Source organism: Hymenobacter mellowenesis, assembly GCF_030581005.1.
Lineage (GTDB): Bacteria > Bacteroidota > Bacteroidia > Cytophagales > Hymenobacteraceae > Hymenobacter > Hymenobacter mellowenesis.
In genome coordinates this window covers 507,163-531,217 of the sequence record NZ_JAUQSX010000002.1, presented here as the reverse complement: position 1 = coordinate 531,217, position 24,055 = coordinate 507,163, and the positions used below count along the sequence as shown (strand labels likewise).

Sequence of the window (24,055 nt, the reverse complement as noted above, 5' to 3'; positions counted from 1 at the left end):
CAATACCCTGAATTTGCTGAAGCTTTTCATTCCTTGATTATGCGCCTCCCCCTCCTATTGCTGACGCTGCTGGCGACTGCTTGTAACACCCGCCCCGCACAGGAAACGACTTCCACCCCGCCCCCGTCCGCCCGCACCGCGCCTGATGCGCAGCTGCGTGAAACGCACTGGGTGCTCCGCCAATTAGCCGGCCAGCCCGTGACGGTGCCCGCCGATACCCGCGAAGCCTACCTCACCCTCCGCGCCGACGGCACGGCCGAGGGCAACGGCAGCTGCAACCGCTTTCGGGGCAGCTATTTCAGCGAGAAGCCCGGCGAACTAACCTTCACCCCGCTGATGAGTACGCGCATGAGTTGCCCGGCCATTGCCACGGAAAATGCGTTTACCGGAGCGCTGGCACAGGCCCGCGCCTATCGCATCAGCGGCGACACACTGCGGATTCTTGACGCCACCAACACGGCCGTGGCCCGGCTGGAAGCGGTGTATTTACATTAGCGCTTGTCGTCGGTGAGGGGCGGAATGCGGGTGGGCGTTTGCTTGCCCGCCACAATGCCGCTGGCACTCTGCGCGATGGCCTGAATGACGGCCGTCATATTGGTCAGGTTGAGGGTTTCTACTTCGTCATCAACCGAATGGTAGAGGCCGTCGGTCGGAATCTGGTCGGTGCTGATGGTGTGGGCCGGCACGCCCAGGCGGGCCAGGGTGGCATTGTCGGAACGGTAGAACAGGTTTTGTTCGGGGTACGGGTCGGGCTCGAATTTGAATTTGCTACCAGCCAGGTTGGCTTGCAGCAGCTTGCCGAAATCGGACCGCTCATAGCCGGTGATGAAGGCAGTGTTGGGTCCGAACTTGGCTTCCTTGCCAATCATCTCGATATTAAACATGGCCGTCACCTGCTGCGGGTCGAGCTGCTTGGAGAAAAACTGGGAGCCGAAACCGCCCACTTCCTCGGCCGCGAAGGCCACGAAGATGAGCGGCCGGGCGTTGTCGTTTTTCTTCTTGAAATACTCGGCCAGGGCCACCACGGCGGTGGTGCCGCTGGCATCGTCGTCGGCGCCGTTAGCGATGGAGTCGCCGGCCGGCGAGGGCTTTAGGTAGCCCAGGTGGTCGTAGTGGCCCGAGAAGACGACGTTTTCCTTGGCTCGTTTGGCGTCTTTGCCGGGCAGCATACCTACCACGTTGCGCAGCTCCACCGGCTCCAGCACGCTGCTGGCGCTGATGCGGTAGCTGAGCGACGCTGGCTTGGGACCCAGTACAAACACCGTCGAAAAGGGTTTCGGCGGCTCGGTGCTGGTCGTGCCTTTGGCCACGTACCCCATCAGCTGACGGAAGACTTTGGTATGGGCCGTATCGACAAATACCAGCGTGTTGGCCGTGGGATGGATGTAGGAGAACATCTTGCCGCGCTCGGTCGGCTCGGGGCCGATGGTGACGATGGCCGGCGGCTGGGCGTCTTCGCTGGTCCAGCGCAGCGTGGGCTGGCCGGAAATGGCCACCGCCTGCGATGGGGACTGGGTTTGGTCGTTGATAACGGCCGCCACCGGACTGGTCAGGCCCTGGTACACGGTGAGGGTTTGCTCAAAACCGGTTTGGCCGGGCAGTGGCTTTAGGCCAATGCGCTTGAATTCGGCGGCCAGAAACTGGGCGGCTTTCAGCCCGCCGGGCTGGCCCGTGCCCCGGCCCTGCATATCATCAGCGGCCAGGGTGGTTACTACCCGCGTCACGGTGGCGGCCGATACGCTGGCGGCTTTTGGAGCGGGCTTGGTGGCTTTTTTCTGGGCGGCGGCGGGCAGCGTAGCCAGCAGGCCGGCCAGGAGAAGGAATGGTTTCATTTAGAATGCGAAGGGAAATGTTGTCCGAAAAGTAGCGCGGACTTTGTAGTCCGCGCTACAGCGCTGTTAGCATTATCCTAACGGCACGGGGACGCGGACTACAAAGTCCGCGCTACAGCGCACTACGGTGGTTTAGCTCAGGGTCAATACTAAGTCGTCGGCGCTCACGCGGGTGCCTTCGGGCAGGTTGATGTCGGCCACGGTTAGGTCCTGCGGGGCGGTGATGGTGGTTTCCATCTTCATGGCTTCGATGACGAAGAGCGGGGTGTTTTTGGGCGCGGCCTGGCCGGGCTTCACCAGCACTTTGCTCAGCATGCCCTGCAGCGGGGCGCCCACCTGGCGCGGGTTGTTCTTGTCAACCTTGGCGTTGCTGACCTTGGTGACGGCCACCGATTGGTCGCGCACCTGCAGGTTACGGGTTTGGCCATTCAGGGTGAAGAAGATGGTGCGGCAGCCCTCTTCGTTGATGTCGCCCACCGACTCCAGGCGCACGATGACGGACTTGCCCCGGGCAATTTCGATGATGGTTTCCTCGCCCGATTTCAGACCGTAGAAAAAGGTGGACGTGGGCACCTTGCTCACGTTGCCGAACTTCTGGCGGAAACCCCAATATTCCTCAAACACCTTCGGATAGAGCAGCGACGACAGCATATCGGTGAACTTCGCACCAGCGAATTTCTCCTGAAACGCGGGCCATTCCTTATCGAAATCAATGGGCGCGAGGTGCTCGTTGGGCTGGTCGGTGAAGGGCGTTTCGTTCTTGAGAATGAGCTTCTGCAGTTCGGCGGGCCAGCCGCCTTCAGGCTGGCCGATGTCGCCGCGAAACAGCTCGCGCACCGATTCGGGGAAGTTCAGGCCTTCGCCTTTATCCATCACATCCTGCGGCGTGAGGTTGTTACTCACCATGAAAAGGGCCATGTCGCCCACCACTTTCGAGCTGGGCGTCACCTTCACGATGTCGCCGAACATCATGTTCACATCGGCAAATCGCTGCTTCACTTCCTCGAACTTGTCGAGCAAGCCCAGCGAAGCCGCCTGCGGGCGCAGGTTGGAATACTGTCCGCCCGGAATCTCGTGCTGAAACACCTCCGACGTGCCCGCTTTCAGGCCCGACTCGAACGGGTAGTACATCTCGCGCACGGTCTCCCAGTAGTTGCTGAACTCGTTGAGCGAGTGCTGGTCGAACTCGCGGTGGCGCGGCGTGCCCCGGAACATCTCGACCACCGAATTGAAGTTGGGCTGCGAGGTGAGGCCCGAGAGCGAGCCAATGGCCACGTCGATAACGTTGACGCCGGCCTCCACGGCCTTGGCGTAGGTGGCGGGCTGCAGCGAGGACGTATCGTGGGTATGCAGGTGGATGGGAATTTTCACCGTGTCGCGCAGGCCCTGAATCAATTCCGTAGCGGCGTAGGGTTTCAGCAGGCCGGCCATGTCCTTGATGCAGAGGATGTGCGCGCCGGCATCTTCGAGCTGCTTGGCCAGCTTGAGGTAATAGTCGAGCGTGTATTTGGTGCGGTTCGGGTCCATGATGTCCCCGGTGTAGCAGATGCTGGCTTCGGCCAGCCGGTCGGTTTTGTTGCGCACGAAGCCGATGCAGGATTCCAGGCCCTTCATCCAGTTCAGCGAGTCGAAAATTCGGAAAACGTCCACGCCGGTTTCGGCCGCCTGCATCACAAACCGCTCCGTCAGGTTGTCCGGATAGGCCTTATAGCCCACGCCGTTGGCGCCGCGAATGAGCATTTGCAGGAGGATGTTCGGGATGGCCTCGCGCAGCTTGGCGAGGCGCTCCCAGGGGTCTTCGTGCAGGAAGCGTAGGGCCACGTCGAACGTCGCGCCGCCCCAGACTTCGAGCGAAAACGTCTGGGGGTGCTGCTGGGCATAGGCACGGGCCACTTTCAGCATGTCCCAGGTGCGCATGCGGGTGGCCAGCAGGCTTTGGTGGGCGTCGCGCAGGGTAGTGTCGGTGTAGTGAATGAGCGGCTCGTTGCGCAGCCACTCGGCGAATTTCTCGGGTCCCAGTTCGTCCAGCTTTTGCTTGGTGCCGGGCGCGGGTTCGGTGTGGTCGAAGTGCGGCAGGTGTGGGCGGCGCGGGTTGGCGCGCGGGTCGAGCAGGTGGCGCACGTCGGGGTTGCCGTTCACCACCGTCTCGCCGATGAAGCCCAAGAGGCGCGTGGCGCGGTCCTGCCGGCTTTCGAACTTGAACAGCTCGGGATGGTCCTTGATGAAGTCGACGGTGGCGTGCCCAGTCTGGAATTCCTCGTTGCCAACGATATTCTTCAGGAACGGAATATTGGTGCGCACCCCGCGTACCCGGAATTCGTCCAGCGCGCGCAGCATTTTTTGGGCCGCGCCGTGCAGCGTGGGCGCGTGGGCCGAAATCTTGACCAGCATCGAGTCGAAAAACGGCGAAATAATCGCGCCCTGGTACACCGAGCCCTCGTCGAGCCGGATGCCGAAGCCGCCGGCCGTGCGGTAAGCCACGATGGTGCCGTAGTCGGGCTTGAAGTCGTTTTCGGGGTTCTCCGTCGTCACGCGGCACTGCACGGCGAAGCCCGCCCGTAGCGGCACCACGTCGGGCCCAAGGCCGATTTCGGGGTCGCTGAGTTTGTGGCCGGCCGCGATGTAGAGCTGGGTTTTAATCAGGTCGATGCCCGTAATCATCTCCGTCACGGTGTGCTCCACTTGGATGCGGGGGTTCACTTCGATGAAGTAAATCCGGTCTTGCTCGGGGTTCACCAGGAATTCCACGGTGCCCACGTTGTCGTAGCCCACGGCCCGCCCGATGCGCAGGGCGTACTCATACAGGAGGTGGCGCTGGTGGTCGGGCAGGTTCAGGGCGGGGGCCACTTCCACCACTTTCTGGAAGCGGCGCTGCACCGAGCAGTCGCGCTCATATAGGTGCACGAGGTTGCCGTGGTGGTCGCCCACCAGCTGCACCTCGATGTGCTTGGGCCGCTCCACAAACTTCTCCAGAAACACGGTGTCGTCGCCGAAGGCGTTCAAGGCCTCGTTGCGGGCCTCGAAGAAGCCTTTTTCCAGCTGCTCATCGTCGCGGATGATGCGCATGCCGCGCCCGCCGCCGCCGCTGGCCGCCTTCAGCATCACGGGGTAGCCGATGCGCTGGGCCTCTGTTTTGGCCGTTTCAAAATCAACCAAATCGGCCTCGCTGCTCTCAATCTGAGGCACCTGGCATTGCAGGGCCACTTCCTTGGCGCGCACCTTGTCGCCGAGGGCTTCCATAACCTCGGGGCGCGGGCCCACGAAAATGATGCCTTCCTCGGCGCAGCGACGCGAGAGCGTGGCGTTTTCGGAAAGGAAACCGTAGCCGGGATGGATGGCATTGGCCCCGTTTTCCTTGGCAATTCGGATGACGCCTTCGATGTCCAGATAAGGCTTCAGCGGCTCGTCGTCGCGGCCAATTTGGTAGGCCTCGTCGGCCTTGTAGCGGTGCTGCGAGTACCGGTCCTCGTAGGTGTAGAGGGCCACCGTGGGGATGTTGAGCTCGTTGGCGGCGCGCATGACGCGAATCGCAATTTCGCCGCGGTTGGCGACCAGGAGTTTAGTTATGTTCATAGAGGCTGGTGGGATGATAGGCGGGAGTACGGCGAAAGTAGGCGAAAGGCTGCTGCGAGCCTATTTTTCAGGCATCCTGATTATGCTATATTCTTAAAAACCCAGCTTTAATGGTATAGAGACGCGACACTTCGCGTCTCGGCGTTGCCCCGATGGGAGGAGAGTGCACCACCGGAGACGCGAAGTGCCGCGTCGCTACAGCGGCCAAAACCCTGCTGTGAAGGGACCTAAACCTTCGGCAGCGCTGGGCGTTGTGCAAAGACACTCAACGGCGCTTCTTGCCCAACTCCCGCATGGATTTTACCGACAAAAACATTCTACTCATCGGCGCCTCCTCGGGCATTGGCCTGGCCACGGCGAAGCTACTTAGCACGCTCAAGGTCAGCCTATTCACCGCCTCACGCCACCTTTCGCCGGAGCTGGCGGCGCTGGGCACCACGCACATCGCCTACGACGCCACCCAGGCCGTGGGCACGACCTTCGATGCGCTGCCCGACGTACTGCACGGGGTGGCCTACTTCCCCGGCAGCATCAAGCTGCGCCCGTTTGAGCGCATTCCCACGGAGGATTTCCAGACCGATTTCGACATAAATGTGCTGGGCGCGGTGCGCGTCATCCAGGCCACTATCAAGCGGCTGAAAAAGGCCGAAGGCACGGCATCCATCGTGCTGTTCAGCACCGTGGCGGCCGATACGGGCATGAGCTTCCACACCAGCATTGCCACTGCAAAGGCGGCCGTGGAGGGCCTCACCCGCGCCCTGGCCGCCGAATACGCCGCCAGCGGGGTGCGCGTGAACTGCATCGCGCCCTCACTCACCAACACGCCGCTGGCCGCCGCCCTGCTCAACTCGCCCGAAAAGGTGGAGGCCGGCGGCAAGCGCCACCCCTTGCAGCGCATCGGCCAGCCCGAGGATTTGGCCTACACGGCCTCCTTCCTGCTCTCCGACCACAGCGCCTTCGTGACGGGCCAGGTGCTGGCCGTAGACGGCGGCATGGGGAAATTGAAGTAAAGCCTTTTAGTTGTCAGTTGCTGGTTGTGAGTTGTTAAGCGCAGTTGACAGCCATTCGACCTAACAACTGACAACCAGCAACTGACAACTAACCAAGCATGAAAATCTGCATCTTCTGGCATCGGCGCGACTTGCGCATTCACGACAACGCGGGGCTGGCGGCGGCGCTGGCCAGCGGCGTGCCGGTGCTGCCGCTGTTCATTTACGACAAGGAAATTCTGGACCACTTGCCCGATAAAGCCGATGCCCGGCTCACCTTCATCCACGATGAAGTGGAAAAGCTGGCTCACGCAACCGAAGCGGCCGGTGGCACTTTCGTGGCCCGCTACGGCCGGCCGCTGGCGGTGCTGGAGCAGCTGGTGAAGGATTTCGGCGTGGCCGCCGTGCACACCAATGAGGACTACGAGCCCTATGCTACCGAACGCGACACGGCCGTGGCGAAGATGCTGAAGAAGCACGGCGTCGAGTTCCATACCTATAAGGATCAGGTGATTTTTGCCAAAGACGAAATCATGACCAAATCGGGCACGGTGCCCAAGGTGTTCGGGGCTTACTTGAAGGCCTACACGGCCAAGCTGACCGATGAGCTGCTGGAGCCTTGTGATTCCAAAGAGCTATTCACCAAAGCGCACCTGCACCACGCTGCCAAGGACAAGGCCGGGCCGCGCCCGACCTTGCAAAGCATGGGTTTCGAGCGCCGCGAGCAGTATTTCCCGCCCGTGAAGCTGCCCGCCGAAAGCGTGGTGCGCAACTACCACAAAACCCGCGACACGCCCGCTAACGAGCACGGCAGCACCCGCGAGTCGCTGAACCTGCGTTTTGGCACGTTGAGCGTGCGCGAGGTGATGAAGCAGGCCAAAGAGTTGAACCCGAAGCTGCTGGCCGAAATTATCTGGCGCGACTTCTTCATGATGCTCCTCTGGCACTTCCCCAACACCGCCACCGAGAGCTACGACCCCAAGATGCGGCGCATTTCCTACCGCAACAACGAGGACGAATTCCGGGCCTGGTGCGAGGGCCGCACCGGCTACCCGCTGGTGGATGCCGGCATGCGCCAGCTCAACGAAACCGGCTACCTGCCCAACCGCGTGCGCATGACCGTGGCCGGCTTTCTGGTCAAGCATCTGTTCATCGATTGGCGCTGGGGCGAGCGGTATTTCGCCGACAAGCTCCTCGACTACGACATGGCCAACAACGTAGGCAACTGGCAGTGGATGGCCGGCACCGGCGCCATTTCGGCCCCCTGGTTCCGGGTGTACAGCCCCGAGAGCCAGCAGGCGCAAGTCGACCCCGAGATGAAGTACATCAAAAAATGGGTGCCGGAAGTGGGCACTGCGAAATATCCAAGGCCAATAGTGGAACACAAGTTTGCGCGCGAGCGGGCCGTGGAAGCCATTCGGGCGGCGCGGCTTGCGGCGTCGTAGCGTGGACTCTGCGAGTCCGCGCATCACAGAACATCCGCTCCAGCGCGGACTCGCAGAGTCCACGCTACAATCCGAACCGTACGGCCCATGAACCGGTTATACCGGCATGGAAAAAGACCGCATCAAACAAGCCTATCTCGACTTCGTACTCAACGAAGGCCACCCGCCGCAATCGGTGTTCAAGCTCACCCAGCAACTGGGCCTGAGCGAATCGGAATTCTACCAGCACTACCCCAATTTCGAGGCCATCGACCGCGAAATCTGGGCCGATTTCGGGCGGCAGGCGCGCGAAACCGCCGCCGCTGAGCCCGTGTGGGAAGGCTACGGCAGCCGCGAAAAGCTGCTGGCGTTCTACTACACGCTGCTCGAAATTTTGAAAAGCAACCGCTCCTATGCGCTGATGAGCTTGCGCCGCTCGCTGCACCGCATCCCGGCGCTGTCGCCGCGCGTGCTCGATGACTTCCGGCAGGATTTCGAATACTTCGTGGGCGACCTTCTGCGCGACGGCCGCGTGAGCGGCGAAATCGCCAACCGCCCGCTGGTGCAGGACGGCTACCCGCGCTTTTTCTGGCAGCAGGCGCTGTTCGTGCTGGGCTACTTCGCCAAAGACGACACCCTGAATTTTGAGCGCACCGACGCCGCCGTGGAAAAAGCTGTGACGCTCAGCTTCGACCTCGTGGGCCGCAATACGATTGATTCGGCCGTGGATTTCGTGCGGTTTCTGGTGCGGAAGTAAGAACCTGTACCCCGAAGCTCCGCTTCGGCTCGCGTAAGCATTCATTCCAATCGTTTAACGACCGAAGTTCCGCTTCGGGGTATAAAACTATGTCCGAAGAACCCCAAACTTCTCTGCCGACCACCAAGGTGGCCCGTGCTGCTCGCTTCGCCAAAACCGGCTTTAACGTGGGCACCAACTACATTAAGCACTACGCCAAAAAAGCGGTGGGGGCGGAATCTACCACTGAAGACCTGCACGCCGCCAACGCCGCCGAACTGTACGGCACGCTGAGCGAGATGAAAGGCTCTGTGCTGAAAGTGGCGCAGATGCTGGCGATGGAGAAAAACATGCTGCCCTCGGCCTATGCCGACCAGTTTGCCCAGGCCCAGTATTCGACGCCGCCGCTTTCGGGCCCGCTGGTGGTGAAGGCCTTTCGGGATGCGTTCGGGAAGTCGCCGTTTCAGCTCTTTGATGAGTTTGAGCCCGAAGCGCGGCAGGCGGCCAGCATCGGGCAGGTGCATTTTGCGCAAAAAAATGGTAAAGCACTAGCCGTGAAGGTGCAATATCCCGGCGTGGCCGACAGCATTAAATCTGATATCCGCCTGGTAAAGCCCATTGCTTTGCGCATCATGGGCCTCAGCGAAGCCCAGGTGCGCCCCTACCTGGAGGAAGTGGAAACCCGCCTGCTCGAAGAAACCGACTACAAGCTAGAGCTGCGGCGCGGCCAGGAAATTGCGGCCCAGTGCCAAAGCCTTCCGCATCTGGAGTTTCCGGGCTACTACCCGGAGTACTCTACGGCCCGCATTCTCACCATGGACTGGCTCGGCGGCCAGCACATGAAGGAGTTTCTGGCCACCAACCCCAGCCCCGAAGTGCGCAACCAGCTTGGTCAGGCGCTGTGGGACTTCTACCAATTTCAATTCAATACCCTGCACCGCCTGCACGCCGACCCGCACCCCGGCAACTTCCTGATGCGGGCCGAGCACGGCGGCACGCTGGGCGTGCTCGATTTCGGCTGCGTGAAAGAAGTACCGGCCGATGTGTACCAGCTCTTCACCGCCCTGCTGGCCCCCGAAACCATCGCCGACGAAGCCCGCCTCACGGCCCTGCTCACGCAGGCCGGCGTGCTGCGCCCCACCGATGCCCCCGCCATGCAGACGCTCTACCTCCGCACCATGCAGGCGTCGCTGGAGCTGGTAGGCCGCCCCTTCCGGCAGCCAACTTTCAACTTTGGCGACCCGGCTTACATGGCCGCCCTCTACGCCCTCGGCGACGACCTGATGGCCGACCCCGAGCTGCGCAAGCAGCGCGAGCCGCGCGGCTCCGAGCATTTTATCTACCTCAACCGAACGTACGTGGGCCTTTTCGCGCTGCTCACGGAGCTGAAAGCCGACGTGCGGACGCAGTAGGCCGCTTATCTTGGGGCGGCCTTCACCCGCGCTGTCCCATGTCCGCATTTCCCATTTTTCAGACAACTACCGCCAATACGGCCCAACTACAGTTCTCGCTGAAACTATTGCAGCAAGTGGCCAAGTCCGACGACAAGGGCCCCGTGGCCCTTTCGCCGCTGGGCGTACTGGCGGCACTGGCCCTCGTCTTGGCCGGGTCCGACGGCCCCACCCAAGCTGCTTTTCAGCAGGTGCTGTTTGGAGCCACCTCCAACCCGGCCCGGGCCGAGAAAGCCTTTGCCGACTGGCTGCGGCAGCTGCTCGACCCGGGCCAGTTGATTGGCATTGATGATGAGCCCGCCGATGAAGCCCCGGCGGGAGCCTTGTTGCAACTGGCCACCAGCCTATGGGCCGACCAGCACTTCGCCCCGGCCCCCGATTTCGTGGCCCGGATGCAGACATATTACGATGCTGAGGTCGCCACGCTGGACTTCATGGCCCCCACGGCGGCCCCTGCTATCAACGAATGGGTGCGGCAGCATACGGCCGGCAAGATTGAGTCCATTGTATCGGAAGCAGCGCTGAGGCTACTGCCGCCCCCTCAGTTGATGCTGCTCAACGCTGTGTATTTCAATGCCCGGTGGGCGTATGAGTTCGACCCCGAGGCCACCCGGCCGGGCCTTTTCCGCCGGGCCGATGGCACCACGCAGGCGGCCGACCTGATGCATCAGGTGAGCGAGGGAATGGGCTACCTGGCCAGGGCCGGCTGGCAGGCGGTTTCGATGCCTTACCTCAGCTTCGGCCGCGGCTTTTCGATGCTGGTTTTCCTGCCCGATTCGCCCGATGGCCTGCCCGCCTTCCTGGCTGGCCTCGACGCAGGCAGCTGGGACTCGTGGCACAAAGCCCTCCGTGCTACTCAGGGGATAGAGGTTGACCTGACCTTCCCGCGTCTGCGTCTGGAATGGAGCGCCGACCTAGTACCGGTTTTGCGCGAGTTGGGGCTGGGCCCGGCCTTCGCACCCGGGGCCGACTTTTCAGCCCTGGGCTACCGCGACGCTGACGGCGGTGGGTTCATCGGTGCCGTGCTGCACAAAACGTTTTTACAGCTTGACGAGGTGGGCACGGAGGCCGCCGCTGTCACGGCTATCATGTGCGCCGGGGGTGGTCCCTACGAGCCTGAGCCGCCCCGCCGCGTGGCGGTTCGAATAGATTCACCGTTTCTGTATGCCATTGTGGACGACCAGGACGGCACCCTGCTTTTTGCCGGTACCGTGAGCGAGCTGACATAATCCTAAAGGACGATGAACCTGCGAACGGAACTGCTGCGCGAACACTCGGCCCGCCAAAACCGGCGCCTGACCGACTACGCCTGCGCTCATCCCAAGGCCCTGGCCGAGCTGCTCCAGCTGTTCTGGTACGGCGAGCCGCGCGAGCGGCAGCTGGCCGCCGACGTGCTGGGCTGGGCCGGCGAGCGGCGCCCGCAGTGGCTGGTGCCGCACTTGCCAGGCCTACTGGCCGCCCTGCAGGGCGGTCCCGAGCAGCATCCGGCCGAGCGGCGGGGCGTGGTGCGGGCCCTGCAATTTGTGGAAGTGCCGGAAGAATGGCAGGCCCTGGCTTTCGATACCTGCCTGCAGCTCCTGACCCGGCCAGCCGAGCCGGTAGCCGTGAAAGCCTACGCCCTGACGGCCCTCACGCGACTGGCCCTGCCCTACCCAGAGCTGGCCGCCGAGGTGCTGGCTGCCACCGAAGACCTGCTGAGCCACACCACCTCGGCCGCCCTACACGGTAGGGCGGCGCGCGAACTACCGAAACTTCGCAACATCGTGCGGGAAGGTTTGCCGAATTAGCTGTTGGGGTTGCTCATTCGTTTCCATTCTCACCAAATTCATGAAAAAACTACTGACCCTGGGCACCGCGCTGCTGAGCCTCACGTTCTCCGCTTCGGCCCAAAAGATGGCCAGCTGCTGCGCCCGGCCTGCCGGCAACTTGTCGGCTTCGGCCACAGAGGCCTTCGCCATGCTGGCGGCCGACAAGGACTTTTCGGGCGGCCACGACGCGCCCTTGCCCTACGTGTACGCTGGTGCGGGCCAGGAAATCACCTTCAAAACCCCCGACGGCAGCACCGGCAAGGGCTTCGAAATCAAGAGCGCCAAGTCGAGCAATAAGTACTTGTTCGTGATTCACGAGTGGTGGGGCCTGAACGACTACATCAAGAAAGAGGCCGCCACCTTTGCCGCCGAGCTGCCCGGCGTCAACGTCATTGCCGTGGACTTGTACGACGGCAAAGTGGCCACCACGCCCGAAGAAGCCGGCAAATACATGGGCGAGGTGAAAACCGAGCGCGCCACGGCCATCCTCAAAGGCCTGCAGGCCTACGCCGGCCCCAAGGCCCAGCTGGCCAGCATCGGCTGGTGCTTTGGCGGCGGCTGGAGCCTGCAGGAGGCCCTGCTCGGCGGCAAGCAAACGGTGGGCTGCGTGATGTATTACGGCATGCCCGAGAAGGACGTGGCCAAGCTCAAAACCCTGAACACCGACGTGTTGGGCATCTTCGCCAGCCAGGACAAGTGGATTAGCCCCGAAGTGGTGGCTCAGTTCAAAAAGGATATGACCGCAGCAGGCAAAAGCCTCACCGTGGAAAGCTACGACGCCGACCACGCCTTCGCCAATCCCTCCAACCCCAAGTACAAAAAGGCCGATGCCGCTCAAGCCCACGCCCACGCCCTGGCCTACCTGCGCGGCCGGTTTAAGGTGAAAGTGTAACCGTCATCATTATGTAGAGCGTCATGTCGAGCGTAGCCGAGACATCTCGCGTGCCGAAGTAATCAAAATCGCCTAACGATTGAATTTACTATTTCACGCGAGATGTCTCGGCTGCGCTCGACATGACGTTCTATGTTTTATCCCCGAAAAAGCCTTCCCCACCGGGAAGGCCTTTTTTATTGCTAATTTGTTGGACCAAGCTTGTCTCCCACCCCAATTCCCACCATTGCCATGGCCGCCCTGTCTGCCCTGCTCGCCGAATACGGCGAAAGCCACCAGAACCCTACCAACAAGTTGGTGCACTGGGTGTGTGTGCCCCTGATTATGTTCTCGCTGATTGGGCTGCTGTGGTCGGTCCCGGTGCCCATTACTGTGCGCGGCATCAGTCCGCTCCTCAACTGGGGTACTTTGGTGATGCTGCTGGCGCTGGTGTATTACGTGCGGCTGAGCCCACGGCTGGCCCTGGGCATGGTACTGGTATGGATAGCCATGGCGGTCGCGTTGAGCATGGTGGTCGATTACGCAGCATTGCCCCTGTGGGCCATTTGCCTCCTCATTTTCGCGCTGGCTTGGGTGGGCCAGTTCTGGGGCCACAAGGTGGAGGGCAAAAAGCCCAGCTTTTTGAAAGACCTGCAGTTTTTGCTGATTGGGCCGCTGTGGCTGCTGCACTTCGTGTACCGCCGTCTGGGCTGGGGATATTGACGCTTCGCTTAATAAGAATCAGAATGGTCCATCTGGGACAAAACTCTTTATTCCTCATTCTTCATTAAGCGAAGCGCCCCGCCAACAGGCCGGCCAGTTCCTCCACGCACTCGCTCAGCTGCTCCCAGGAGGGCAGCACGAAGTACTGGTTTTGGTAGCGGGCGCCCGTTACGGGCGTGCGCAACACGGTGGCCAGGTCGAACACCGGCCGGGGCGTGTTTTCATTCACGCAGTGGTGGATTTCGCCGGCCGACGACAGCAGGCCCGCGCCGTAGAGCAGCGGCTTGCCCTCGTGCTGCACCAGGCCAAACTCGGCCGTAAAGAAGTAGAGCGCCCACAGCTGCTCACGGGCCGGCGAACCCACCGACTGGGCGCGGTAGGCCTGCCCCAGCACGTGCAGGAAATCGGCCAGCCCTTCATCGAGCAGCATGGGCACGTGCCCGAACAAGTCGTGGAACAAGTCCGGCTGTGGGCTGAAATCGAAGGCGTGCATGGGCCGGATGCGCGTCACAATCGGAAACTGCCGCTCGGCCAGCAGCTCAAAAAACGCCGCCGGCTCGAACGGCCGGCCCACCGGGGCCAGCTGCCAGCCGGTGTGCGCCCGCACGGTGGCGCTGAGTTCGGCAATGTCCGGAATGGCTTCCCGCCGCATGCCTAGCCGCGCTAAGCCCTGGCTGAACACCGGCGCCGCGCGCTTGTGCAGCAGCGCCGTTTGGCGGTCAAACAGAATTTTCCAAATCAGTTGGTCCTGGCTGGTGGCGTTGGCAAGGGGTCGGTTAGCAAACATAGCGGGGCGGCAAAAAAAAAGCCCGATATCCTGGTGGATTCGGGCTTTTACTGGTTTTTAGAGGAGAGTGGGTTTCATGCCTTGTCCTTCCGTTCTGCCAATAAAAGCCCGAGCCCGCCCAGCTTGGGGCAAGTCATCAGAAAGCTAATATTGACGTATTGGTGGCGCATGAGTGAGACGAATTTAAGACCGGCTTTTCAAAAAGCAAGCATTCGAACTTATTAATTTTTCATTACTCCAGCTCGCCCCGCAACTGGTACACGCGGCGCAGGTTACGAATAAGCCGGGCCGATTCGTCGAAATCCAACGTCTGGGCGCCATCCGAAGCGGCGGTTTCGGGCGTTTCGTGGGTTTCGTACACGATGCCGTCGGCGCCGGCCATCACGCCGGCTAGCGCCATGGTGGGCACGTATTCGCGGATGCCAATGCCGTGCGAGGGGTCCACAATCACGGGCAGGTGGCTCTTGGCTTTCAGGATGGGCACGGCGTTCAAATCCAGGGTGTTGCGGCTGGCCGTTTCAAACGTCCGAATGCCGCGCTCGCAGAGAATCAGCTTCTCGTTGCCGCCCGAAAACACGTATTCGGCCGACGACAGCAGCTCCTCAATGGTTCCCGAGATGCCGCGCTTAATCATCACCGGCTTATCAACGCCACCGAGGGCATCGAGCAGGTTGAAATTCTGGGTGTTGCGGGCGCCCACCTGGAACACGTCCACGAAATCGTGCATCTCCTCTACCTGCGACACCTGCATCACCTCGGTCACGATTTTGATGCCGCGCGCCCGGGCCATGCGGTGGAAATCCTTGAGGCCGTCCATGCCCAGCCCGCGGAAGGCGTAGGGCGACGAGCGGGGCTTGAACACGCCGCCACGCATGAGTTGCACACCATTCTCAACGAGGTGCGTCATCACTTTTTCCATTTGCGCTTCGCTCTCAATGCTGCACGGACCGGCGCACAGGGCCAGGCTGCCCTCGCCGATGGTCACGCCGCCGCCGAGGTCGAGCACGGTGGGCTTCACGCGCCACTTGCGGCTCACCAGCTTGTAGTCGTCGCTCACGCGGTGCACGTCGCGCACGCCGGGCAGCTGGCCGATGGTGCGGATGTCGATATCTTTTTTGCCGATGGCCACCAGGTAGCTCGCGTGCTGGGTCGTGACTTCGGTGGTTTTGTAGCCCTGCTGCTTCAGGTGCTTGGCGATGGCGGGCACGGAAGCGGTTTTTTCGAGTTGAATTATCATGGTCTGGATATGAGGTTCGCCCGTCATGCAGAGCGCAGCGAAGCATCTCGCGTGCCGCCACTAATTCTGACGATTGATTTACTACCACACGCGAGATGCTTCGCTGCGCTCTGCATGACGTGTAGCTATATTTTTAAAATCAGGACTTTATACCCCGCACGAAGCGCCCGGCCGTGGCCGGCGCGTCCTCCGCATCCTCCAGGGCGCGGATGAGGGCCGAGCCGATGATGGCGCCTTCGGCGTGGCTGCAGGCGCGGTCGAAGCCCGCTTTGTCGGCGATGCCGAAGCCGATAAGGCGCGGGGTTTTCAGCTTCATGCCGGCAATGCGCTCGAAGTACTGCTCCTGCGCTTCGAGGTCGGCCAGGGTGGTGCCGCCAGTGGTGCCGGGGCCGGACACGAGGTAAAGAAAGGCGTCGGACAAGGCATCGAGGCGGCGAATTCGCTCCTCCGAAGTTTGGGGCGTGATGAGAAAAACTGCTTTCAGGCCGTACTGCTGGAACAGCGCATGATACTGTTCTTCGTACTCATCGAGCGGTAAGTCCGGGAGAATCAGGCCATCGACACCTACTTCGGCGGCTTTTTGCAGGAATTTCTCCACGCCGAACTGCAGCACTGGGTTGAGGTAGCCCATGAGCAGCACGGGTGTTTCGGGCACGGCGGCGCGCAGCTCTTGGAGCTGTTCAAACAGTACCGGCAGGTTCATCCCATTGGCCAGCGCCACGGCGCTGCTGTGCTGAATGACCGGACCATCGGCCAGCGGGTCGGAGAACGGCATACCGATTTCCAGTATATCGGCCCCAGCTTCAACCAACGATTTGGCCAGCGGCAGGGTGTCGTGCAGGCCGGGGTAGCCGGCGGTGTAGTACATGTTGAGCAGGTTGTGCTTGCTCGCGAAGGCGTGGTGAAGGCGGTCGTTCATAATAACTTGGCGGGCGAAGGCTACAGGAGCTTGTCCATGTTCTTGAGGTAGGTTTCCAGGTCTTTGTCGCCGCGGCCGGAGAGGTTCACCACCACCACGTCGTCGGGGCCGGCGCCCAGCTGGGCCAGGGCGGCCAAGGCGTGCGCCGTTTCCAGGGCCGGAATGATGCCTTCGAGCCGGCTCAGCTCCGACACGGCCGCCAGCGCCTCATCGTCGGTGATGGCAATGAATTCGGCCCGGCCCGAAGCGCCCAGGTGCGCGTGCAGCGGCCCGATGCCGGGGTAGTCCAGCCCGGCGCTCAGCGAGTAGGGCTCGGTAATCTGGCCGTGCTCGTCCTGCATCAGCAGCGTGCGGCTGCCGTGGATGATGCCCGGCGTGCCCAGCACCGACGTGGCCGCCGAATGCCCAGAATCGACGCCGTGCCCGGCCGCTTCCACGGCAATGAGGCGCACGGAGGGCTCGTCCAAAAAATGGTAAAACGCGCCGGCCGCGTTGGAGCCGCCGCCCACGCAGGCCACCACATAGTCGGGCAGCTCGGTGCCGGTTTTTTCCAGCAGCTGGGCCCGCATTTCTTCGCTGATGACGGCCTGCAGGCGGGCCACCAAATCGGGGTACGGGTGCGGGCCGACCACGGAACCGATGATGTAATGCGTATCGACGGGGTTGGCAATCCAGTCGCGGATGGCCTCGTTGGTGGCGTCTTTCAGGGTCTGGCTACCGCTTTCAGCGCGCCGCACCTCGGCCCCGAGCAGGCGCATGCGGGCCACATTGGGCGCTTGGCGCTCCATGTCGATGGCGCCCATGTACACCACGCAGGGCAGGCCCATGAGGGCGCACACTGTGGCCGTGGCCACGCCGTGCTGCCCGGCGCCGGTTTCGGCAATGATGCGCTTCTTGCCCAGCCGCTGGGCCAGCAAAATCTGCCCCACGGTATTGTTGATTTTGTGGGCGCCGGTGTGGCACAGGTCCTCGCGCTTCAAAAAAATGCGCGTACCGTAGCGCGCCGACAAACGTTTGGCCTCAAACAGCGGCGTGGGCCGGCCTACATAGTCGCGCAGCAGCAGCTGCAACTCAGCCTGGAAGCCGGAGTCGGCCAGAATGTCGAGGTAGCGGGTGCGCAGCTCCTCCACGTTGGGGTAAAGCATTTCGGGGATGAAGGCGCCGCCGAACTCGCCGTAGTAGCCCCGGGCGCTGGGTTGCTGGTAGGAAGTCATATGATTTAGTAGCAAGTAGTTCGTATTGAGTAGTTAGACGGACCGTCAGGCGGCACGCAACACTTTGAGCATTTCGGCTACCCGGCCGGCATCTTTCACGCCGGGCGCGGTTTCAAAGCCGCTGTTCAGGTCCACGCCGGCCAGCCCGGGCAGATTCAGGGCCGATAGTTCGGCGGCGTGTTCCAAACCCAGCCCGCCGGCTAAGAAGTAAGGCACGGGCAGGTTGTAAGTTGACAACAAATTCCAGTTGAAAGTGGCCCCGTTACCGCCCGGCGCCGCGCCTTTGGTGTCGAATAAAAAGAAGTCGCAATACGGCACGTAAGGCAGCAGGGCATCAAAATCAACCTTCTCCCCCACCGAAAATGCCTTCATCACCAGCAGGCCAGCCTCGTTCAGTTCCTCGCACTGCGCGGGAGTTTCCTGGCCGTGGAGCTGCACGGCGGCAAGGCCGTAGCGGTGTGCCGTGGCGAGGATGTTTTCGGTGGACTCGTTCACGAATACGCCTACTTTCCAGATGTTCGGCGGCAGGGTGCGCACCTGTTCAGCAGCGAGTGCCTCTCCCACAAAGCGGGGCGACTTCGGCGCGAAAATGAAGCCCAGAAAGTCGGGTTCCAGCTTCGCCACGTCGGTCAGCGCCGTAGCGTCGCGCATACCGCACACTTTCACCAGCAACCGCGGTGGAGTAGCGGCCGATGCCGCTGGGACCACCGCGCCGGGCACACCAGTGGCGACGGCCAAAGCCGATAGGTTGGGGCGGGGTGTTTTCATTTCCGGCAACTAGGCAATGGCGGATTCGGCTTTCGGCAGGGCTGCAATTTCTTGCACCAGGGCCGCGCAGGCTCGCTCGGGCCGGGCGTGGCGCATAAAGGCTTCGCCGAGCAAAAATCCCCGGTAGCCGGCCTCGCGCAGCTGCCCGATGGCGGCGGCGCTGGAAATGCCACTTTCCGATACCTTCACGAACTCCGTGGGAATGGCGGCGGCCAGCGCCAGCGACGTATCCAGGCTAAGGCTGAAATCGTGGAGGTTGCGGTTGTTCACACCAATCAGATTCACGGCGTCGGCGTTGGCCGAGCGGGCCAGCTCATCGGCGTCGTGCACTTCAAGCAGCACTTCGAGGCCCAGCGAGCGGGCCAGCCGGCCCAGTGAATCAATCTCATCAGGCGTGAGAACGGCCGCAATCAGCAGTACGGCATCGGCCCCGATGCTTTTGGCTTCCAGAATCTGGTACTCATCCACCACAAAATCCTTGCGCAGAATGGGGCAGAAATTGAAGCGCCGGGCCGTGGTCAGGTCCTCGTTTTTCCCGCCAAAAAACTCAGCGTCGGTGAGGATGGACAATGCCGCCGCGCCGGCCTGCATGTAGCCCAGCGTGGTGCGCTCCACCGGCGCGTACTGGTTTATCCAGCCTTTGGAGGGCGACTTGCGCTTGAATTCGGCGATGAGGCCGCTGCCGTTTTCACGCAGCAAATACTGGCGCAAAGACAGCGGCTGCGAGCGGAAATACAGGCTGCTTTCCAGCAGCTTCACGGGCACCAGCTCGCGGCGGCCGGCTACTTCCTTGCGCTTGTGCGCGACGATTGTATCGAGGATGGTGGTTTGGGACATGACTTGGAAAACAACAGCGCGCAGGGTTTGTGTCGCGCCATGTAAAAATTTATTGAGTGGCCAGCATGGTTTCAAAGGCCCTTTTGGCAGCGCCCGAATCCAATGATTCGCGGCTTAACGCCAGGGCATCGTCCCAGCTCAGGCCGGGGCGGGCGCAACGCAGGGCCAGGGCGGCGTTGGCTGTTACTACGTTGCGCTGGGCGGCAGTGCCGTGGCCATCCAGCACCTGTTTAAACATCTCGGCGGCAGCGGCTATGGTAGCGCCGCCGGCCAAATCTTCGGCCGTGCAGGCGGCCAGGTTCAAGGATTCGGCGGTGAGTAGGCGCTCGCCCTCGAACGAGGAAACCACCTTAGCCGGTCCGGTCAGGGCCAGTTCGTCGTAGCCATCGAGGGCGTGTACCACGGCGTAGCGGGTGCCAGTGGCCTGCATCAGGTAGTAGTACACACGCTGCAATTCCAGGCTGAACACGCCCAGCAGCTGCGCGGCGGGCCGGGCCGGGTTCACCAGCGGCCCCAGGATGTTGAAGAACGTGCGCAAGCCCAACTCCCGCCGCACCGGCCCCGCGTGCCGCATCGCCGGATGGAAAGCCGGCGCGTGCAGAAAGCAGATATTAGCGCGCTCCAGCTGCCGCCGTAGCTGGTCGGAGCTGGCTTCGAAATCGTAGCCGAAATGCGCCAACACGTTCGAGGCTCCCGACACCGACGAGACGCCAAAGTTGCCGTGCTTGGCCACCTGCACCCCCGTGCCGGCCACCACAAAGCACGCCAGCGTGGAGATATTGATGGTGTTTTTACCGTCGCCGCCCGTGCCCACGATGTCGAGCACTTCGTGGGTACCTAGCTGAGGGTCGCGGCTCAAATCGAGCAAGGCCTGCCGAAAACCGGCCAGCTCGGCCACCGTGATGGGCCGCATGCGGTACACGGCCAGGAAGGCGGCGGTTTCGGCTGGGTTGGCGCCGCCCTCGCCCAGCTGGCGCATGGCGGCGTGGGCCTCGGCATGCGTCAGGGGCTGGTGGTCGAAAAGCTTGTTGAGAATCTGTTTCAAAACTTGGTTTTATTTCCTGAACGTCATGCTGAGCGAAGTCGAAGCATCTCTACAGCTTCGTTGCAACAGCATTGATTACTTACGCGGTAGAGATGCTTCGACTTGGCTTAGCATGACGACCTGATTCATACTTAGTGTCCTAGCTCAACCAGTTTTCCAGCATTCGGGCGCCGTGCTCGGTGAGGATGCTTTCGGGGTGGAACTGCACGCCGCGCACGTCGAACTGCCGGTGGCGGAAGGCCAGTACTTCGCCGTTGGCGTCGCGGGCGGTGGTTTCCAGCTCGGCGGGCATGGTTTCGGGGCGCACGGCCCAGGAGTGGTAGCGCCCTACCTGGAAGCGCGGCGGCAGTCCGGCAAACAGCCGCTCGTCGGCCACGGTCACTTCAGCTTCGTTGGCCACGCCGTGTAGCACGGCGGGCATGTTGTAGAGCGAAGCGCCGAAGCTTTCGGCCAGCCCCTGATGGCCCAGGCACACGCCCAGAATGCGCTTGGTGGGCGCATAGGCTTTGATAATCTGGGGCATCAGGCCCGCCTCGGCCGGCACGCCGGGCCCGGGCGACAGCATGATGGCATCGTAGGCAGCTACCGATTCCAGCGTCAGCTGGTCGTTGCGCGTCACGGTCAGGTTGGGGCCGTGGCCGAGGTCGCGCAGCAGATGCACCAGGTTGTAGGTGAAGGAGTCGTAATTATCGAGAACGAGGATTTTCATGGCATTATGAATTATAGAACGTCATGCAGAGCGTAGCGAAGCATCTCGCTTGCTTTAACTAATTCAATCGGCTGATTTACTGCCACAGGCGAGATGCTTCGCTGCGCTCTGCATGCCGTTCAATTTTATCTGACTTCTCCCGCCGCCCGCAAGGCCGCGCGCAAGGCCCCCAGCTTGTGGTGCACCTCTTCCAGCTCCGACTGTACGCTGGAGGCGGCCACTACGCCCGCCCCGGCCTGGAAATACAGCTGGTTGCCGGTGCTCAAAAACGAACGAATCATGATGGCGTGGTTGAAATTACCATCGAAGCCCAAGTGGCCGATGCAGCCGCCGTAGTAGCCGCGCGCCGTGGGTTCCAGCCCATCAATCAATTGCAGGGCGCGGTGCTTGGGCGCACCCGAGAGCGTGCCGGCCGGGAAGGTATCGGCCACAACTTGCAGCGTGTCGGTGCCTTCATCCAGTTGGGCCGTGACGTGGCTGACGAGGTGAATGACGTGCGAGTAAAACTGGATTTCGCGCAGCGTACGCACCTGTACCTGGGTGCCGTGGCGGGCCAGGTCGTTGCGGGCCAAGTCGACCAGCATCACGTGCTCGGCGTTTTCCTTGGGGTCGGCGGCCAGGCGCTGGGCGGCGGCGGCATCAGCGGCATCGTCGCCGGTGCGGCGGTAGGTGCCCGCGATGGGGTACAGGCTGGCCTCGCGGCCCTGGACCAGCACCTGCGCCTCGGGCGAGGAGCCGAAAATTTTGCAGTCGCCGTAGTCGAAATAGAACAGGTAAGGCGAGGGATTGATGGACCGCAGCGCCCTGTACACATTGAACTCATCGCCCGAAAAACCCTGCTGAAAGCGCCGCGAGAGCACAATCTGGAACACGTCGCCGCGCAGGCAGTGCGCCTGGCCCTGCGTGAGGCGCGCCAGAAACTCGGCGTCGGTCTGGTTGCTTTGCTCCTCCCCCACGGTGGCGAAGTCGAAGGCCGGCACACTGGGATTGCGAACCAGGTTCTCGAGGCGGTCAAGGCCGTCGGCTTCGGCATATTCCTCGCCCGCCACGCGGTGCTCAAACAGGTACAGCTCCTGGCGGAAGTGGTTGAAGGCAATGACGTAGCGATACACGCCGTAGCGAATGAGCGGCACGTCCCCGGCCGGCACCTTAGCCGCGTCAAACGTCACGTCCTCAAAGCTCTGCACGGCCTCGTAGCCCATATAGCCAAACAAGCCGGTGCTGATGAACGGCATTTTGGCCGCCGCTGCATCGGGCGCGAAGGCGGCGGCAAAGCGCCGCAGCTCGGCTAGGGCCTGGCGCGGCTCCTGCAGCATCACGCTACCAGGTGCCTGGCCGGGCAGCGCCTGCCGCAGCTCCCCCCCGCGCCGCAGCTCAAAGGTGCCCAGCGGCTCGCACACCAGGTAGCTGAAGGCGTTCTGTTGGCCGTGGTAGTCGGCGCTTTCCAGCAGTAGGCAGTTGGAATACTGGTCGCGCAGGCGCAGGTAGAGGCCCACCGGGGTCACGGTGTCGGCCAGCAGGCGGCGGTGGCGGGTAATGAGTTGGTAAGGCACGGAAGCAGGTGGTAAGGGGATGAGCCGAAGCAGCGACTCGGAAGGGAATAAAAGCAAAAAGCCCGGCGAGGGGCCGGGCTTTTGTGGTCAAAGGCAAAATCAAAGGTGATTTTACGAAGCGCACAGACAGGCCGGTCCGAAGTTTCGGAACTGCCACCACCAAGCCTGAGAAGTACGCTGAAAATTCATGCGGAGAATGCGTTTTTTCTTAAACGCGTTGCAAAGATAAAAGAGCTTTTTTGAAATAACAGCAAGTCATTTCGGTTTTCAATACGACACTAGCAGATTTTTAGTTTGAACACTAGTTGATTTACAAGTGCGTTTTCTCTGCTTTACTGGATTAGGTTACCGATGCTTTGGCGCTATTTTTTGGGCAAGCCCTTGAGCCCGAACAGGAACCGGTACGCCGTCGGAAACTCACGCCGCCAAAACCATTCGCGGTGCTGTCCATCGGCCGGGGCGTGAAAAGAGATATTCGCGGCGGGTACGCCTTCCCGGCGCAACTCGTCGCGCCAGGCGGTCATTAGCGGCAGCATGGTCTTCGATTCTGTGGTGCCGCTCACGAAATAAAAACGGGTGGTAGGCGCCGCCGGATGTGTCTTGGCAAAGCTCAGCAGAGAATCATTACACACCCAGAAAGCTGGTGAAAACGCGCCCACCGCGCCGAAAACCTTTGGATATTTCAGGGCGGCGTACACCGAAATCAGCCCGCCCAGGCTGGACCCGGCAATGCCGGTATGCGCCGCCTCGGGCCGGGTGCGGTAGTGGGCATCCACGTAGGGTTTGAGGGTGAAAGCCAAAAAATCAATGTACTGGCGGCCCTGCCCGCCCCGGTGGGGCTGGTCTTTCAGTTCAGCTTCGGTACTCACCCACGGAATGTATTCGTCGGAGCGGAACTGGTCGCCATTATCAACCGCGACGACGATGCTCCCGGTGGCATCCTGCCCAGCCCGACGCAGTTGGTCGAGGGTTTCGTCCACGCCCCACTCGCCGCCGAAGCTGGTGGCGTCGTCAAACACGTTCTGGCCGTCGTGCAGGTAGAGCACGGGGTACCGTCGGTTAGGCTGCTTGGCGTAGTCGGCGGGCAGGTAGAGCCACACGCGCCGCTGCCGCCCTAGCTGCGGCATGGCAAATGAGGCCGACAGCAGATGGACCTGCGGCGTAGCGGTGTGCTTTTTAGGAATGGCGGGGGTGCCGCTCTGGTCGTCCCAGGCCAACACTTGGTTGGCAATTTCGCGGGCAGCCGTCAGGTCGGCTTTGCGATTGGCAATACCCTGGTTTTTATCATCCACTTCCACCGTCGGCCAGCTGCCGCGCGTGAATTTGTATTCAATGCTACCCAGGCTCTGCGGCAAGCTAATTTGGTAGGTGCCGTCAGCTTGCTTCTGCATGGCGTAGCGGGTGCTGTGCGGGTTCCAGCTATTGAAGGAGCCGGCCACAAACAGGGTATCCGTGGCCGGCGTGGTGGCCGGTACCCGGGTGAGCCGCAGCGTGGTCTGGGCACTGGCGATGTGGCACGCCACACCCATGGTGCTGACGAACAGCGCCGCGCGTTTCAGCATCAATCGGGGATTCATGG

Annotated in this window: 21 protein-coding genes; 9 read left to right on the top strand and 12 right to left on the bottom strand. The window is 61.9% G+C overall.

Annotation, left to right across the window (positions count from 1 at the left end; genetic code table 11):
* Positions 1–39 precede the first annotated feature (39 nt).
* On the top strand, positions 40–495 hold the full coding sequence (locus Q5H92_RS06235; protein WP_305010634.1) for an META domain-containing protein: 456 nt from the start codon (positions 40–42) through the stop codon (positions 493–495).
* Here the strand turns inward: Q5H92_RS06235 and Q5H92_RS06230 are convergent.
* Together Q5H92_RS06230 and Q5H92_RS06225 are read right to left on the bottom strand one after the other, a co-directional pair.
* Positions 492–1,832, bottom strand: a complete 1,341-nt coding sequence (locus tag Q5H92_RS06230) for a M20/M25/M40 family metallo-hydrolase (protein WP_305010633.1) — start codon at positions 1,830–1,832, stop codon at positions 492–494. The genes Q5H92_RS06235 and Q5H92_RS06230 overlap by 4 nt on opposite strands.
* A gap of 132 nt (positions 1,833–1,964) precedes the next feature.
* Positions 1,965–5,405, bottom strand: coding sequence for a pyruvate carboxylase (locus tag Q5H92_RS06225; RefSeq protein WP_305010632.1), 3,441 nt, complete (start codon positions 5,403–5,405; stop codon positions 1,965–1,967).
* A 293-nt stretch (positions 5,406–5,698) separates the two neighbouring features.
* Between Q5H92_RS06225 and Q5H92_RS06220 the strand changes: the two genes are divergently transcribed.
* From Q5H92_RS06220 to Q5H92_RS06185, 8 genes are all read left to right on the top strand, one after another.
* Entirely contained in the window at positions 5,699–6,415 is a 717-nt protein-coding gene (locus Q5H92_RS06220) for an SDR family NAD(P)-dependent oxidoreductase (RefSeq protein ID WP_305010631.1), read from the top strand.
* 98 nt (positions 6,416–6,513) lie between these two features.
* Positions 6,514–7,839: a cryptochrome/photolyase family protein gene (locus Q5H92_RS06215; protein WP_305010630.1), complete on the top strand. Its 1,326-nt coding sequence runs from the start codon at positions 6,514–6,516 to the stop codon at positions 7,837–7,839.
* A gap of 106 nt (positions 7,840–7,945) precedes the next feature.
* Positions 7,946–8,575: a TetR/AcrR family transcriptional regulator gene (locus Q5H92_RS06210; protein WP_305010629.1), complete on the top strand. Its 630-nt coding sequence runs from the start codon at positions 7,946–7,948 to the stop codon at positions 8,573–8,575.
* Between the two features lie 89 nt (positions 8,576–8,664).
* A complete protein-coding gene (locus Q5H92_RS06205) occupies positions 8,665–9,966 on the top strand; it encodes an ABC1 kinase family protein (RefSeq protein ID WP_305010628.1) in 1,302 nt (433 codons plus the stop codon).
* A gap of 38 nt (positions 9,967–10,004) precedes the next feature.
* Positions 10,005–11,234, top strand: a complete 1,230-nt coding sequence (locus Q5H92_RS06200; protein WP_305010627.1) for a serpin family protein — start codon at positions 10,005–10,007, stop codon at positions 11,232–11,234.
* Positions 11,235–11,246: 12 nt separating this feature from the next.
* A complete protein-coding gene (locus Q5H92_RS06195; protein ID WP_305010626.1) occupies positions 11,247–11,792 on the top strand; it encodes a HEAT-like fold family protein in 546 nt (181 codons plus the stop codon).
* Between the two features lie 40 nt (positions 11,793–11,832).
* Positions 11,833–12,705 (top strand): dienelactone hydrolase family protein, encoded by an 873-nt coding sequence (locus tag Q5H92_RS06190; protein WP_305010625.1) that lies wholly within the window; start codon positions 11,833–11,835, stop codon positions 12,703–12,705.
* Between the two features lie 201 nt (positions 12,706–12,906).
* Positions 12,907–13,407: an Mpo1 family 2-hydroxy fatty acid dioxygenase gene (locus Q5H92_RS06185; RefSeq protein WP_369811121.1), complete on the top strand. Its 501-nt coding sequence runs from the start codon at positions 12,907–12,909 to the stop codon at positions 13,405–13,407.
* A gap of 64 nt (positions 13,408–13,471) precedes the next feature.
* Here Q5H92_RS06185 and Q5H92_RS06180 read toward each other — a convergent pair whose 3' ends face one another.
* From Q5H92_RS06180 to Q5H92_RS06135, 10 genes are all read right to left on the bottom strand, one after another.
* The gene (locus Q5H92_RS06180) at positions 13,472–14,194 is read right to left on the bottom strand and encodes a phenylalanine-4-hydroxylase (protein ID WP_305010624.1); all 723 of its coding nucleotides are present in this window, start codon (positions 14,192–14,194) and stop codon (positions 13,472–13,474) included.
* A 232-nt stretch (positions 14,195–14,426) separates the two neighbouring features.
* On the bottom strand, positions 14,427–15,431 hold the full coding sequence (aroF, locus tag Q5H92_RS06175; protein WP_305010623.1) for a 3-deoxy-7-phosphoheptulonate synthase: 1,005 nt from the start codon (positions 15,429–15,431) through the stop codon (positions 14,427–14,429).
* 139 nt (positions 15,432–15,570) lie between these two features.
* The gene (gene trpA / locus Q5H92_RS06170) at positions 15,571–16,350 is read right to left on the bottom strand and encodes a tryptophan synthase subunit alpha (protein WP_305010622.1); all 780 of its coding nucleotides are present in this window, start codon (positions 16,348–16,350) and stop codon (positions 15,571–15,573) included.
* 20 nt (positions 16,351–16,370) lie between these two features.
* Positions 16,371–17,564, bottom strand: a complete 1,194-nt coding sequence (gene trpB, locus Q5H92_RS06165) for a tryptophan synthase subunit beta (RefSeq protein WP_305010621.1) — start codon at positions 17,562–17,564, stop codon at positions 16,371–16,373.
* A 45-nt stretch (positions 17,565–17,609) separates the two neighbouring features.
* Positions 17,610–18,332 carry a phosphoribosylanthranilate isomerase gene (locus tag Q5H92_RS06160; protein ID WP_369811120.1) on the bottom strand — a complete coding sequence of 241 codons (723 nt, stop codon included), beginning with the start codon at positions 18,330–18,332 and terminating at the stop codon, positions 17,610–17,612.
* Positions 18,333–18,341: 9 nt separating this feature from the next.
* Positions 18,342–19,169 carry an indole-3-glycerol phosphate synthase TrpC gene (gene trpC / locus Q5H92_RS06155; RefSeq protein WP_305010620.1) on the bottom strand — a complete coding sequence of 276 codons (828 nt, stop codon included), beginning with the start codon at positions 19,167–19,169 and terminating at the stop codon, positions 18,342–18,344.
* 49 nt (positions 19,170–19,218) lie between these two features.
* Positions 19,219–20,214, bottom strand: coding sequence for an anthranilate phosphoribosyltransferase (gene trpD / locus Q5H92_RS06150; RefSeq protein WP_305010619.1), 996 nt, complete (start codon positions 20,212–20,214; stop codon positions 19,219–19,221).
* Positions 20,215–20,353: 139 nt separating this feature from the next.
* Positions 20,354–20,923 carry an anthranilate synthase component II gene (locus Q5H92_RS06145; protein WP_305010618.1) on the bottom strand — a complete coding sequence of 190 codons (570 nt, stop codon included), beginning with the start codon at positions 20,921–20,923 and terminating at the stop codon, positions 20,354–20,356.
* 125 nt (positions 20,924–21,048) lie between these two features.
* Positions 21,049–22,476 carry an anthranilate synthase component I family protein gene (locus Q5H92_RS06140; RefSeq protein WP_305010617.1) on the bottom strand — a complete coding sequence of 476 codons (1,428 nt, stop codon included), beginning with the start codon at positions 22,474–22,476 and terminating at the stop codon, positions 21,049–21,051.
* A 362-nt stretch (positions 22,477–22,838) separates the two neighbouring features.
* Positions 22,839–24,053, bottom strand: coding sequence for an alpha/beta hydrolase (locus tag Q5H92_RS06135; protein WP_305010616.1), 1,215 nt, complete (start codon positions 24,051–24,053; stop codon positions 22,839–22,841).
* Between the last annotated feature and the right edge of the window lie 2 nt (positions 24,054–24,055).

Bases quoted from the DNA above. Each gene is read 5' to 3' on its own strand.
- Q5H92_RS06235 (WP_305010634.1), top strand. From the start codon at position 40: ATGCGCCTCCCCCTCCTATTGCTGACGCTGCTGGCGACTGCTTGTAAC.
- Q5H92_RS06230 (WP_305010633.1), bottom strand. From the start codon at position 1,832: ATGAAACCATTCCTTCTCCTGGCCGGCCTGCTGGCTACGCTGCCCGCC.
- Q5H92_RS06225 (WP_305010632.1), bottom strand. From the start codon at position 5,405: ATGAACATAACTAAACTCCTGGTCGCCAACCGCGGCGAAATTGCGATT.
- Q5H92_RS06220 (WP_305010631.1), top strand. From the start codon at position 5,699: ATGGATTTTACCGACAAAAACATTCTACTCATCGGCGCCTCCTCGGGC.
- Q5H92_RS06215 (WP_305010630.1), top strand. From the start codon at position 6,514: ATGAAAATCTGCATCTTCTGGCATCGGCGCGACTTGCGCATTCACGAC.
- Q5H92_RS06210 (WP_305010629.1), top strand. From the start codon at position 7,946: ATGGAAAAAGACCGCATCAAACAAGCCTATCTCGACTTCGTACTCAAC.
- Q5H92_RS06205 (WP_305010628.1), top strand. From the start codon at position 8,665: ATGTCCGAAGAACCCCAAACTTCTCTGCCGACCACCAAGGTGGCCCGT.
- Q5H92_RS06200 (WP_305010627.1), top strand. From the start codon at position 10,005: ATGTCCGCATTTCCCATTTTTCAGACAACTACCGCCAATACGGCCCAA.
- Q5H92_RS06195 (WP_305010626.1), top strand. From the start codon at position 11,247: ATGAACCTGCGAACGGAACTGCTGCGCGAACACTCGGCCCGCCAAAAC.
- Q5H92_RS06190 (WP_305010625.1), top strand. From the start codon at position 11,833: ATGAAAAAACTACTGACCCTGGGCACCGCGCTGCTGAGCCTCACGTTC.
- Q5H92_RS06180 (WP_305010624.1), bottom strand. From the start codon at position 14,194: ATGTTTGCTAACCGACCCCTTGCCAACGCCACCAGCCAGGACCAACTG.
- aroF (WP_305010623.1), bottom strand. From the start codon at position 15,431: ATGATAATTCAACTCGAAAAAACCGCTTCCGTGCCCGCCATCGCCAAG.
- trpA (WP_305010622.1), bottom strand. From the start codon at position 16,350: ATGAACGACCGCCTTCACCACGCCTTCGCGAGCAAGCACAACCTGCTC.
- trpB (WP_305010621.1), bottom strand. From the start codon at position 17,564: ATGACTTCCTACCAGCAACCCAGCGCCCGGGGCTACTACGGCGAGTTC.
- Q5H92_RS06160 (WP_369811120.1), bottom strand. From the start codon at position 18,332: ATGAAAACACCCCGCCCCAACCTATCGGCTTTGGCCGTCGCCACTGGT.
- trpC (WP_305010620.1), bottom strand. From the start codon at position 19,169: ATGTCCCAAACCACCATCCTCGATACAATCGTCGCGCACAAGCGCAAG.
- Q5H92_RS06145 (WP_305010618.1), bottom strand. From the start codon at position 20,923: ATGAAAATCCTCGTTCTCGATAATTACGACTCCTTCACCTACAACCTG.
- Q5H92_RS06135 (WP_305010616.1), bottom strand. From the start codon at position 24,053: ATGAATCCCCGATTGATGCTGAAACGCGCGGCGCTGTTCGTCAGCACC.